At 71.9% G+C, this 11,971-nt stretch carries 9 protein-coding genes and 1 riboswitch; of the genes, 4 read left to right on the top strand and 5 right to left on the bottom strand.

From position 1 onward, the window contains the following. Nucleotides 1-4 precede the first annotated feature (4 nt). The 3 genes from kdpF to cobN form a co-directional block, all read right to left on the bottom strand. On the bottom strand, nucleotides 5-94 hold the full coding sequence (kdpF, locus tag ACQEV8_RS41575; RefSeq protein ID WP_009326374.1) for a K(+)-transporting ATPase subunit F: 90 nt from the start codon (nucleotides 92-94) through the stop codon (nucleotides 5-7). Between the two features lie 518 nt (nucleotides 95-612). After that, a complete protein-coding gene (locus ACQEV8_RS41570; RefSeq protein ID WP_215116639.1) occupies nucleotides 613-1,254 on the bottom strand; it encodes a superoxide dismutase in 642 nt (213 codons plus the stop codon). A 194-nt stretch (nucleotides 1,255-1,448) separates the two neighbouring features. Continuing rightward, nucleotides 1,449-5,060: a cobaltochelatase subunit CobN gene (gene cobN / locus ACQEV8_RS41565; RefSeq protein WP_432971876.1), complete on the bottom strand. Its 3,612-nt coding sequence runs from the start codon at nucleotides 5,058-5,060 to the stop codon at nucleotides 1,449-1,451. Nucleotides 5,061-5,130: 70 nt separating this feature from the next. Then, nucleotides 5,131-5,281: riboswitch (cobalamin riboswitch) on the bottom strand. 44 nt (nucleotides 5,282-5,325) lie between these two features. Between cobN and cobG the strand changes: the two genes are divergently transcribed. Genes cobG through ACQEV8_RS41550 form a run of 3 tightly spaced genes read left to right on the top strand, consistent with a single transcriptional unit; the run spans nucleotide 5,326 to nucleotide 8,776 of the window. Next, on the top strand, nucleotides 5,326-6,612 hold the full coding sequence (gene cobG / locus ACQEV8_RS41560; protein ID WP_432971873.1) for a precorrin-3B synthase: 1,287 nt from the start codon (nucleotides 5,326-5,328) through the stop codon (nucleotides 6,610-6,612). A 5-nt stretch (nucleotides 6,613-6,617) separates the two neighbouring features. Beyond that, complete coding sequence (locus tag ACQEV8_RS41555) at nucleotides 6,618-7,289, top strand: precorrin-8X methylmutase (protein WP_432971870.1); 672 nt, start codon at nucleotides 6,618-6,620, stop codon at nucleotides 7,287-7,289. After that, a complete protein-coding gene (locus tag ACQEV8_RS41550) occupies nucleotides 7,286-8,776 on the top strand; it encodes a precorrin-2 C(20)-methyltransferase (protein WP_432971867.1) in 1,491 nt (496 codons plus the stop codon). Before ACQEV8_RS41555 ends, ACQEV8_RS41550 begins: the two co-directional genes overlap by 4 nt. Before the next feature lie 22 nt (nucleotides 8,777-8,798). On the opposite strand, the gene ACQEV8_RS41545 is transcribed toward ACQEV8_RS41550, so the two are convergent. Together ACQEV8_RS41545 and ACQEV8_RS41540 are read right to left on the bottom strand one after the other, a co-directional pair. Then, nucleotides 8,799-9,956 (bottom strand): HoxN/HupN/NixA family nickel/cobalt transporter, encoded by a 1,158-nt coding sequence (locus ACQEV8_RS41545; protein WP_432971864.1) that lies wholly within the window; start codon nucleotides 9,954-9,956, stop codon nucleotides 8,799-8,801. Between the two features lie 110 nt (nucleotides 9,957-10,066). Then, nucleotides 10,067-10,822, bottom strand: coding sequence for a cobalt-precorrin-6A reductase (locus ACQEV8_RS41540; RefSeq protein ID WP_432971861.1), 756 nt, complete (start codon nucleotides 10,820-10,822; stop codon nucleotides 10,067-10,069). A gap of 18 nt (nucleotides 10,823-10,840) precedes the next feature. Between ACQEV8_RS41540 and ACQEV8_RS41535 the strand changes: the two genes are divergently transcribed. Then, nucleotides 10,841-11,959 carry a cobalt-precorrin-5B (C(1))-methyltransferase gene (locus tag ACQEV8_RS41535; protein ID WP_432971858.1) on the top strand — a complete coding sequence of 373 codons (1,119 nt, stop codon included), beginning with the start codon at nucleotides 10,841-10,843 and terminating at the stop codon, nucleotides 11,957-11,959. Nucleotides 11,960-11,971: the final 12 nt, after the last annotated feature.

The following is an 11,971-nucleotide window of genomic DNA, read 5'->3' as shown; positions in this document are numbered from 1 at the left end:
GATCTCAGAACCTCTCCGGGAAGATCAGGGCGAGGACGAGATAGCCCAGCAGGGCGACGGCCACGACCAGACCGACGACGTTCTCGGCGGTCACAGCTTCGTCACCCCCTTGGCGACGAGGGCCACCAGCGCGAATCCCGCGAGCGCGGCGACGACGAAGGCCAGGTCGGCCATCGCGAACTCCTAGGAGGTTCGAAACAGTACGGACCACTGGAGGAAACCGCCTCTGTGGCCGGAATCGAGCCTCGTTGACGCCTTCCTTACGGCGGCGCCGACGCCTTTGACGGGGCTCTTACGCGGCGGGCGCTCCGGCTCCACCTTGGGGATGAGGACGGTGACCGCCCGCATTCGTCGCCGGGAGAGACCGCGGCCGTGAGCGCCTCGGACGCCAGCCGGGTCAGGGACGACACCGGGACGATCACGATCGGGCGATCGCGGTGCGGGGCTCCGGGACGACACGGCCCCGACCTGCCCGACGCCGTCAGCGGCGCGCCCACGGCACGGCGAAGGGCTCCCGCAGGTCACGTCCTTGCGAGAGCCCTTCGTCGCACCGCCTGCCGGTGAAGGATGAGAAGACGATCACGAGCAGGACGACTGCGGGGTGTTACGGCATCACGGTGCGAGCAGCAGGCTGTCGCCCCGCTCCTTGGCGGCGGCATAGCGCTTGGCCACGTCCTGCCAGTTGACGACCTGCCACATCGCCTCGATGAAGTCCACTTTCTGGTTCTTGTACTGCAGGTAGAAGGCGTGCTCCCAGGCGTCGAAGACCAGGATCGGGGTCGAGCCCTGGCCGACGTTGCCCTGGTGGTCGTAGATCTGCTCGACGATGAGGCGGCCGCTCAGCGGCTCGTAGGCGAGGACACCCCAGCCGGAACCCTGCGTCGTCGCCGAAGCCTTGGTCAGCTGCGCCTTGAAGCCCGCGAAAGAACCGAACGACTCGGCGATCGCGTCCGCGAGCTCGCCCACGCCGTCCTTCTCCAGCGGCTCGCCGCCGCCGTCACCGGTCATGTTGTGCCAGTAGATCGAGTGCAGGATGTGACCGGAGAGGTGGAAGGCCAGGTTCTTCTCCAGCCCGTTGATCGAGCCCCACGTCTCCTTGTCCCGCGCCTCGGCGAGCTGCTCGAGTGTGTCGTTCGCGCCCTTCACGTACGCCGCGTGGTGCTTGTCGTGGTGCAGCTCGATGATCTCGGGGCTGATCACCGGCGCCAGCGACGAGTAGTCGTACGGAAGCTCCGGGAGCGTGTAAACCGCCATGTCAAACATCCTCCGCCGTTATTGCGAACTGTGTGCAGCTGCACGCTAACAGTAGGAGCAAGTGCTTTTCGATCAGGCGTTGGACCTAGGACCATGGCCGTGTCGCGGGTCAGGGGAGGAAAACGCAACCGGGGTGCGGGACGAAGTCCCGCACCCCGGTGGGTGACAGCAACTGCGACGAGACGCCGGCGCGGTCAGTCCTCGCCCTCGAGGTTCCCTTCCGTCTCCAGGTAGACCTGGCGCAGCCCCTCCAGCACCGCCGGATCGGGCTTCTCCCACATTCCCCGCGACTCGGCCTCCAGCAGCCGCTCGGCGATGCCGTGCAGGGCCCAGGGGTTGGCCTGCTGGAGGAACTCGCGGTTGGTCTCGTCCAGGACGTAGGTCTCGGTGAGCTTGTCGTACATCCAGTCGGCGATCACACCGGTCGTGGCGTCGTAGCCGAACAGGTAGTCCACCGTGGCGGCCAGTTCGAAGGCGCCCTTGTAGCCGTGGCGGCGCATCGCCTCGATCCACTTGGGGTTGACCACGCGGGCGCGGAAGACGCGCGAGGTCTCCTCCACGAGGGTGCGGGTGCGGACCGTCTCGGGGCGGGTCGAGTCGCCGATGTACGCCTCGGGCGCCGTGCCGCGCAGGGCGCGGACCGTGGCGACCATGCCGCCGTGGTACTGGAAGTAGTCGTCGGAGTCAGCGATGTCGTGCTCGCGCGTGTCCGTGTTCTTCGCGGCGACCTCGATGCGCTTGTACGCCGTCTCCATCTCCTCGCGGGCCGGGCGGCCGTCGAGCTCACGGCCGTAGGCGTAGCCGCCCCAGACCGTGTAGACCTCGGCGAGGTCGGCGTCGGTGCGCCAGTCGCGGGAGTCGATGAGCTGGAGCAGGCCGGCGCCGTAGGTGCCGGGGCGGGAGCCGAAGATGCGGGTGGTGGCACGCCGTTCGTCGCCGTGCTCGGCCAGGTCGGCCTCGACGTGGGCCCGGACGTGGTTCACCGTGGCCGGCTCGTCGAGCGAGGCCGCGAGGCGTACGGCGTCGTCCAGCAGTCCGATGGTGTGCGGGAAGGCGTCCCGGAAGAAGCCCGAGATGCGCAGGGTGACATCGATGCGAGGGCGGCCCAGTTCCTCCGCGGGGACGGGCTCCAGCCCGGTCACGCGGCGGGAGGCGTCGTCCCAGACCGGGCGGATGCCGAGCAGGGCGAGGGCCTCGGCCACGTCGTCGCCCGCCGTGCGCATGGCGCTGGTGCCCCACAGGGACAGCCCGACGGAGGTGGGCCACTCGCCGTTGTCGGTGCGGTAGCGCTCCAGCAGGGAGTCCGCGAGTGCCTGGCCGGTCTCCCAGGCGAGGCGGGAGGGGACGGCCTTGGGGTCGACGGAGTAGAAGTTGCGGCCGGTCGGCAGGACGTTGACCAGTCCGCGCAGCGGGGAGCCGGACGGGCCGGCCGGGACGAAGCCGCCGTTCAGGGCGTGGACCGCGTGGTCGATCTCGGCGGTGGTCGCGGCGAGGCGCGGCACGACCTCGCGGGCCGCGAACTCCAGGATCGCCGCGACCTGTTCGCCGTGCTCGGTGGGGACGGCGGCCGGGTCCCAACCCGCGTCCTCCATCGCCTGGACCAGGGCGCGGGCCTTCTCCTCCGCCGCGTCGGCGGTCGTGCGGGTGGCGGCGGACTCGTCGAGGCCCAGCGCCTCGCGCAGGCCGGGCAGGGCCGTGGTGCCGCCCCAGATCTGGCGGGCGCGGAGGACGGCGAGGACGAGGTTGACGTGGTCGCCACCCTTGGGCGGGTTGCCGAGGACATGCAGTCCGTCGCGGATCTGGGCGTCCTTGACCTCGCAGAGCCAGCCGTCGACGTGGAGCAGGAAGTCGTCGAAGCCGTCGTCGTCGGGGCGGTCGTCCATGCCGAGGTCGTGGTCGAGCTTGGCGGCCTGGATGAGGGTCCAGATCTGGGCGCGGATCGCCGGCAGCTTGGCGGGGTCCATGGAGGAGATCTGGGCGTACTCGTCGAGGAGTTGCTCCAGGCGCGCGATGTCGCCGTAGGAGTCGGCGCGGGCCATGGGCGGGACGAGGTGGTCGACGAGGGTGGCGTGGACGCGGCGCTTGGCCTGGGTGCCCTCGCCCGGGTCGTTGACCAGGAACGGGTAGATCAGGGGCAGGTCGCCGAGGGCGGCGTCGGGGCCGCAGGCGGCGGACAGGCCGGCGTTCTTGCCGGGCAGCCACTCCAGGTTGCCGTGCTTGCCGAGGTGGATCATCGCGTCGGCGCCGAAGCCGCCGTCCTCGGCACGGGCGGCGATCCAGCGGTAGGCGGCCAGGTAGTGGTGGGACGGCGGGAGGTCCGGGTCGTGGTAGATGGCGATGGGGTTCTCGCCGAAGCCGCGCGGGGGCTGGATCAGGATCAGCAGGTTGCCGAAGCGGAGGGCCGCGAGGACGATGTCGCCCTCCGGGTTGCGGCTGCGGTCGACGAACATCTCTCCCGGCGCCGGACCCCAGTGCTCCTCCACCGCCGAGCGCAGTTCCCCGGGGAGTGTGGCGTACCAGCGGCGGTAGTCGGCCGCCGGGATTCGGACCGGGTTGCGGGTCAGCTGCTCCTCGGTGAGCCAGTCCTGGTCGTGGCCGCCCGCCTCGATCAGCGCGCGGATCAGCTCGTCGCCGTCGCCGGAGGCCAGGCCCGGCACCTCGGCGTCCGTGCCGAAGTCGTAGCCCTCCTCGCGCAGTCGCCGCAGCAGGGCCACCGCGCTGGCGGGGGTGTCGAGGCCGACCGCGTTGCCGATGCGGGAGTGCTTGGTCGGGTAGGCGGAGAGGACCAGCGCGAGGCGCTTGTCGGCGGGCCGGATGTGGCGGAGCCGGGCGTGGCGCACGGCGATTCCGGCGACGCGGGCCGCGCGCTCGGGGTCGGCGATGTAGGCCGGGAGGCCGTCCTCGTCGATCTCCTTGAAGGAGAACGGGACGGTGATGAGGCGGCCGTCGAACTCGGGGACGGCGATCTGGCTGGCCGCGTCGAGCGGGGAGACACCCTCGTCGTTCTCCTCCCAGGCGGCACGCGAACCCGTGAGGCACAGGGCCTGGAGGATCGGGACGTCCAGCTTGGTGAGCGCGCCGGCGTCCCAGGACTCGTCGTCGCCGCCGGCCGACGCCTGGGCGGGCTTGGTGCCGCCGGCGGCGAGGACCGTGGTGATGATCACGTCGGCGGAGCGGAGCTCCTCGATCAGCTCGGGCTCGGGGGCGCGCAGGGAGGCGACGTACAGGGGCAGGGCCCGGCCGCCCCCGTCCTCGATGGCGTCGCACAGGGCGGCGACGAAGGCGGTGTTGCCGCTCATGTGGTGGGCCCGGTAGTAGAGCACGGCGACGACCGGACCGTCGGCGCCGTCGCGGGGCGTGCGCTCCAGCGGTCCCCAGCTGGGTGCCGCCGCCGGTGCCTCGAAGCCGTGGCCGGTCAGCAGGACCGTGTCGGAGAGGAAGCGGGCCAGCTGCTCCAGGTTGGCCGGGCCGCCGTGGGCGAGGTAGGCGTGTGCCTCGGCGGCGATGCCGACGGGGACGGTGGAGGCTTCCATCAGCTGGGCGTCCGGAGCCTGTTCCCCGGTGAGCACGACCACCGGGCGGCCGTCGGCCTGGAGCAGGTCGAGGCCGTCCTGCCAGGCCCGGATGCCGCCGAGGAGGCGTACGACGACCAGGTCGACACCGTCGAGAAGGCCGGGGAGGTCGTCGAGGGCGAGACGGGAGGGGTTGGCGAAGCGGTAGGACACCGGACCCGCGGCCGCGCGGGCGCTCAGCAGATCGGTGTCGGACGTCGACAGGAGCAGGATGCGCCCGGATGAATGCAGCATGCGGCGTCGGCCTTCCTCGGGGTGTCCGCGCCCCGGGTGGTTCGAAATGGGGTCTCCCCTGCTCGGGCGAGGCCGAGCTTTCGGGGAAGGGAGTTCCTGACTCGCCCGGCCGCATGGGCCGGACTCACAGTGGCGGGACCGCGCCGGACTCGCACCGGCTTCCTCCCCTGTCGCCGTCGTGGCGATGGCGGACCGGATGATCCGCCGCGATCATAGTAAGTGCCAGGGGAAGAGGGCACGGCATACACCAGGTGTGATGGTAGGTATGCTCGCCGCCATGTCCACGGCTGCCCCGCGCTCATCGCCCCAGGCCACAGCGGTCCCACCAGACCGCGATGACGCCTGTCCGGGGACGCTGCGGCTGCACGCGGCGGACGACGGAGCGCTCGCTCGCGTCCGGATTCCCGGTGGTGTGCTGACCGTTGCGCAGGCGGAGACGCTCGTGGACGTGGCCGAACGGCTGGGCGACGGAGACCTGCATCTGACCTCGCGCGGCAACGCGCAACTGCGCGGTCTGCCGGACGGAAGCGCCGGGGAGCTGGCCGAGTTGCTGGACGCGGCCGGGCTGCTGCCCTCGCGCGGGCACGAGCGGGTACGCAACATCGTGGCCTCGCCCCTGTCCGGTCTCGACGGGCAGGGCGTGCTGGACGTACGCCCCTGGCTGACGGCCCTCGACGCGGCGCTGTGCGCGAGCGAGGCGGCACAAGCCCTGTCGGGGCGTTTCCTGTTCGCGCTCGACGACGGACGCGGGGACGTGGCCGGACTCGGTGCCGACGTGACGGTACGGGCGACGGTGGGCGGCGGCGCGGAACTCGCGCTCGGAGCGGCCGGGGAAGCGCTGCACGTCGGCGCCGAGGAAGCGGCCCGGGCCGCTCTGGCGGCCGCGGAGACCTTCCTGGAGGCGGCGCGGACGAGCGGTGCACGCGGCTGGCGCGTGGACGAACTACCCCTTTCCGGCGATGAGTTGCTCGATGCGGTCGGCCTGCGGCTGCGGGCCGACCGCATCGATCACGAGCGGCGGGACCGGGAGACCGGCCGGACGCCAGGTCCGCCCCCGGGAGTCCTCGGCGCCGGCCTCTCCGTGCATGTTCCTCTGGGACGGCTGTCGGCGCACCAGTGGCGGGAACTGACGCACGTCGCCGACGGTGAACTGCGTCTCACTCCGTGGCGCGGTGTGGTTCTTCCCACACAGAGGACAGACCCGGACCAGTCCCTCACCCGCCTCGCCGCCACCGGCCTGGTCACCGACCCCGGCTCCCCCTGGCTCCGGGTCGGTGCCTGCATCGGCAGTCCCGGATGCGCCAAGTCGCGGGCCGACGTACGGACCGACGCGGCCGAGGCTCTCGACGCGATCGGGCCGAGCGGCCTCCCCTTGTACTGGTCGGGGTGCGAACGCCGCTGCGGACACCCCCGGGGCGACCGCGTCGACGTGGTCTCCGCTCCGGGCGGCGGCTATCTGCTCTCCACCGCCGTGAGCGGTCAGGAACCCCGAACCGCCTCGATGGACGTCCCCGCCCGACTCGCCACCGCCCTGGCGGCGATCACCTCATGACCCCTATGACGACCACGACGACCGAAGGCAGCGAGAAGAACACCGTGACCACGTACGACTACGAGAAGGACGGCCCGGCCATCTACCGCCAGTCCTTCGCCACCATCCGCGCGGAGGCGGACCTCGCGGCCCTTCCCGCCGACGTCAGCCAGGTCACGGTCCGGATGATCCACGCCTGCGGGATGGTCGACCTCGTACGGGACCTGGCCTACTCCCCGGGCGTCGTGGCCCGTGCCCGCGAGGCCCTGCGCTCCGGCGCGCCCATCTTCACCGACGTGCAGATGGTGGCCAGCGGCGTGACGCGCAAGCGGCTGCCCGCCGGCAACGACGTGCTGTGCACGCTCTCCGACCCGTCCGTGCCGGAGCTGGCGGCGAAGCTGGGCACCACGCGCAGCGCCGCCGCGATGGAGCTGTGGCGGGACCGGCTGGAGGGCTCGGTGGTCGCCGTCGGCAACGCGCCCACCGCCCTGTTCCGGCTGCTGGAGATGATCGACGAGGGGGCGCCCCGGCCGGCCGCCGTCATCGGTGTCCCGGTCGGTTTCGTCGGCGCCGCCGAGTCCAAGGACGCCCTGGCCGCGCACCCTTCGGGCCTGGAGTACCTGGTCGTGCGCGGCCGTCGCGGGGGCAGCGCCATCGCGGCCGCCGCGCTCAACGCGATCGCGAGTGAGGAAGAGTGAGCGGCAAGCTGTACGGGGTGGGGCTCGGCCCCGGTGACCCGTCCCTGATGACCGTACGGGCCGTGGAGGCCATCGCCGAGGCGGACGTGATCGCGTACCACAGTGCGCGCCACGGACGTTCCATCGCCCGCTCGATCGCGGCGAAGCACATCCGCGCCGACCACGTCGAGGAGCGGCTGGTCTACCCGGTCACGACCGAGACCACCGACCACCCCGGCGGCTACAAGGGCGCGATGGAGGAGTTCTACGCGGAGGCGTCGGTCCGGCTGGCCGCGCACCTCGACGCCGGGCGCACGGTCGCGGTCCTCGCCGAGGGCGATCCGATGTTCTACGGCTCCTACATGCACATGCACAAGCGGCTGGTCGACCGCTACGACACCGAGGTCATCCCCGGTGTCACGTCCGTGTCCGCGGCCGCCGCCCGGCTGGGCACCCCGCTCGCCGAGGGCGAGGAAGTGCTGACCATCCTGCCGGGCACGCTGCCCGAGGAGGAGCTGACCGCGCGGCTCGCCGCGACCGATGTGGCCGTGGTGATGAAGCTGGGGCGGACCTTCTCCAAGGTGCGCGGCGCGCTGGAGAGTTCGGGGCGGCTCGGCGAGGCCCGCTATGTCGAGCGGGCCACCATGGCCGGGGAGCGGCTCGCCGAACTGGCGGACGTGGACCCGGAGTCGGTGCCGTACTTCTCGGTGGCCGTGCTGCCCAGCCAGGTCGACGCCGAGCGGCCCGAGGCCCGGGAGCGGGGCGAGGTCGTGGTGGTCGGCACCGGGCCCGCCGGACCGCTGTGGCTGACGCCCGAGACGCGGGGTGCGCTGGCCGCCGCCGACGACCTGGTCGGCTACACGACCTACCTCGACCGGGTGCCGCGGCGCCCCGGTCAGATCCGGCACGGTTCGGACAACCGGGTCGAGTCGGAGCGCGCCGAGTTCGCCCTCGATCTGGCCCGGCGCGGGCGACGGGTCGCGGTCGTCTCGGGCGGCGACCCGGGCGTCTTCGCCATGGCGACGGCCGTTCTGGAGGTCGCGTCGCTGAAGGAGTACGCGGACGTACCGGTGCGGGTGCTGCCAGGGGTGACCGCGGCCAGCGCGGCAGCGGCCCGCGCGGGCGCACCGCTCGGGCACGACTACGCCACGATCTCCCTCTCCGACCGGCTGAAGCCCTGGGAGGTCGTCGAGGAACGGCTGCGGGCAGCGGCCTCGGCGGATCTGGTGCTCGCCCTGTACAACCCCGGTTCCCGCAGCCGTACCTGGCAGGTGGGCAAGGCCCGTGAGCTGTTGCTGGAGCACCGGGCACCGGACACCCCGGTGGTGGTGGCGCGGGACGTGGGCGGCTCGGGCGAGCGGGTCCGGATCGTGCGGCTGGCCGACCTGGACCCGGCCGAGGTCGACATGCGCACGATCCTGCTGGTCGGGTCCTCGCAGACGCGGGCCGTGCGGCGCGGGGACGGCGAGGAGATCGTCTGGACGCCTCGGCGGTATCCGGAGGCGTGAGCGTGGGCGGCGGCGCCGCGGGTCAGCCCTCCTCGGCCGGGACAGCGGCCGAGGAGAGGGCAGAGGCGGATGCCGGGCTGGAGGCGTGGGTGGTCTGCGCCAGGCCCGCCGTCCACTTCTCCTCGATGCGGGCGACCTTCCACACCACCAGGGCCACGGCCCAGGTGGCGAAGAACAGCCCGACGATGACGTAGCCGATGACGTTTAGGTCCAGGCCGGACACCCAGTCCCAGAACGGGCCGTGCAGATGCGCCTTCTCCGCGATCAGGCCGAGCAGTTCGACCGTGCCGATGAGGAGGGCCACGGCGACCGACAGGCCGGTGACGGTGAGGTTGTAGTAGACCTTGCGCACCGGCTTGGAGAACGCCCAGCCGTAGGCGAAGTTCATGAACGAGCCGTCGATGGTGTCGAGCAGCGACATGCCGGCGGCGAAGAGGACGGGCAGGCAGAGGATCGCGTACCAGGGCAGCCCGGAGGCCGCGCCCGAGCCGGCCAGCACCAGCAGGGCGATCTCGGTCGCCGTGTCGAAGCCCAGGCCGAAGAGCAGGCCCAGGGGGTACATCTGCCACGGCTTGGTGATCGACTTCATCAGGCGGCCGAGGACGCGGTTCATGAAGCCCCGGTTGTCGAGCTGCTCCTCCAGTGCCGCCTCGTCGAAGTGGCCCGAGCGCATCTGGCGGAAGACCTTCCAGATCCCCGCCATGATCACCAGGTTGATGATCGCGATGACGTACAGGAACGTCCCGGAGACGGTGGTGCCGATCCAGCCGGCGAGACCGTGCAGGGTGGAGTCGTCGTTCGCGACCGGTCCGGCCAGTGCCTTCACTCCGAGGGAGAGCAGGAAGGCGAGCAGGAAGACGATCGAGGAGTGCCCGAGCGAGAACCAGAAGCCGACCGACAGCGGACGTTGGCCCTCGCTCATCAGCTTGCGGGTCGTGTTGTCGATGGCGGCGATGTGATCGGCGTCGAAGGCGTGCCGCATGCCCAGGGTGTAGGCCGTGACGCCGATCCCGATGCCGAAGGTCCGCTCGCCCAGGCTGTAGTGCTCCGGGGCGACGATCACCACGAGCGTGAACCAGCCGATGACGTGCAGCGCGAGGATGGACGCGGCCATTCCGCCGAGGCTGGTCCACTCCTTGCGGGTCATCGTGGTGCGGGCGGATGCGTGAGCGGTGGTCATGGAGGCGCGGGCCTTACTTGTAGGCGATCGGCTGTTGTCAGTCGCACCCCCCAGATTTCTGCGAAGTCATTGCAGGTACAAGCCCTGAGCGGCAAAGCCCCCGTCAGGTTTCAGCCAGCAGCCGGGAAAGCGTGTCGGCTCCTGATCCACCGGACCGCTTCTTCCGGCTCCCCCACCGCCTGCACCTCTTCGGGAGCCGGCGGCCGGCGGACCACGACCACCGGCAGCCCGGCCTCCCGCGCGGCCGTGAGCTTCGGTGCCGTGGCGGCTCCCCCGCTGTCCTTCGTCACGACGACGTCGACGCGATGGCGGCGCAGCAGCTCGCGCTCGCCGTCGAGGGTGAAGGGGCCACGGTCGAGCAGCACTTCCATGCGGAGCGGGTGGGGGGCCTCGGGCGCGTCGACGGAACGGACGAGGAACCACAGGTCGTCCAGGGCGGCGAAGGCGGCCAGGCCCATGCGTCCCGTGGTGAGGAACACGCGGCGGCCGAGCGTGGGCAGCAGCGCGGCGGCCTCCTCCAGGGAGCCGGCCTCGCGCCAGTCGTCACCGGCTACCGGGACCCAGCCGGGGCGCCGCACAGCGAGCAGGGGAACATGGGCGGTGGCAGCGGCACGTGCCGCGTGGAAACCGATCGTCCCGGCGAAAGGGTGGGTGGCGTCGATGAGTGCGTCCACCCGGTGCTCGACGAGCCACGCGGTCAGCCCCTCCACCCCGCCGAAGCCGCCGATCCGGACCTCGCCCGGGGGCAGCCGCGGGCCGGCCACCCGCCCGGCGAGGGAGCTGGTCACGGTCAGGCCGGGTGTGCCGTGGAGCAGTTCGGCAAGACGGCGGGCTTCCGTGGTCCCGCCCAGAATCAGTACGTGCATGGGAGTCCAGGTCCGTTCATGAGCAGCGAAGTGAAGGGTGGCCGCAGGGCCCAGCTGGAGCACACCGGCCTGCGGCACGGCTGGACCACCGGCGCCTGCGCGACGGCGGCCACGACGGCCGCGTACACGGCGCTGCTGACCGGGGAGTACCCCGACCCCGTGACGATCACCCTGCCCAAGGGGCAGACACCGTCGTTCGCGCTGGCGGCCGAGGAACTGGGCGACGGATACGCGATGGCGGGCGTCGTGAAGGACGCGGGCGACGACCCGGACGTCACGCACGGCGCGCTGGTGCGGGCCACGGTACGGCGGCTGCCCGCCGGGTCCGGGGTGGTCTTCAGGGCGGGGCCCGGGGTCGGGACCATCACCCGCCCCGGCCTGCCGCTGCCCGTCGGCGAGCCCGCCGTGAACCCCGTCCCGCGCCGGATGATGAGCGAGCACGTGGCCGAGGTCGCCGCCCGGCACGGTGGTACCGGTGACGTCGAGATCACCGTCTCCGTCGACCACGGCGAGGAGATCGCCCGCTCCACCTGGAACCCGCGGCTGGGCATCCTGGGCGGCCTGTCCATCCTCGGCACCACCGGGATCGTGGTGCCGTACTCCTGCTCGGCGTGGATCGACTCCATCCGCCGGGGTGTGGACGTGGCGCGGGCTGCGGGCCGTACGCATGTCGCCGGGTGCACCGGTTCGACGTCGGAGAAGACGGTCGTCGCCGAGTACGGGCTGCCCGAGGACGCCCTGCTCGACATGGGCGACTTCGCGGGCGCCGTGCTGAAGTACATCCGCCGCCATCCCGTGGACCGGCTGACGATCTGCGGTGGCTTCGCCAAGCTGTCCAAACTCGCCGCCGGCCATCTCGACCTGCACTCCGGCCGTTCCCAGGTCGACAAGGGCTTCCTCGCCGAACTGGCCCGGCGGGGCGGCGCGGACGAGGCGTTGCGGGCCGAGGTGGCCGAGGCCAACACCGGGCTGGCCGCGCTCCAGTTGTGCATGGCCGCCGGTGTGCCGCTCGGTGACCTGGTCGCCAGGACCGCTCGTGACGAGGCACTGGCGGTGCTGCGTGGTGCGCCGGTGGCGGTCGACGTGATCTGCGTCGACCGGGCGGGCACGGTGGTGGGGCGCAGCTCGGTGGCCTGAGGGCCCGGGTGC

The organism is Streptomyces sp. CA-179760 (genome assembly GCF_050937045.1).
Lineage (GTDB): Bacteria > Actinomycetota > Actinomycetes > Streptomycetales > Streptomycetaceae > Streptomyces.
The sequence above is the reverse complement of the archived record's forward strand: the minus strand, read 5'-3'. Positions and strand labels throughout refer to the sequence as shown.

Coding starts and splice junctions, on each gene's coding strand:
- ACQEV8_RS41570 (WP_215116639.1), bottom strand. CDS start 1,254: ATGGCGGTTTACACGCTCCCGGAGCTTCCGTACGACTACTCGTCGCTG.
- cobN (WP_432971876.1), bottom strand. CDS start 5,060: ATGCTGCATTCATCCGGGCGCATCCTGCTCCTGTCGACGTCCGACACC.
- cobG (WP_432971873.1), top strand. CDS start 5,326: ATGCTCGCCGCCATGTCCACGGCTGCCCCGCGCTCATCGCCCCAGGCC.
- ACQEV8_RS41555 (WP_432971870.1), top strand. CDS start 6,618: ATGACGACCACGACGACCGAAGGCAGCGAGAAGAACACCGTGACCACG.
- ACQEV8_RS41545 (WP_432971864.1), bottom strand. CDS start 9,956: ATGACCACCGCTCACGCATCCGCCCGCACCACGATGACCCGCAAGGAG.
- ACQEV8_RS41540 (WP_432971861.1), bottom strand. CDS start 10,822: ATGCACGTACTGATTCTGGGCGGGACCACGGAAGCCCGCCGTCTTGCC.
- ACQEV8_RS41535 (WP_432971858.1), top strand. CDS start 10,841: ATGAGCAGCGAAGTGAAGGGTGGCCGCAGGGCCCAGCTGGAGCACACC.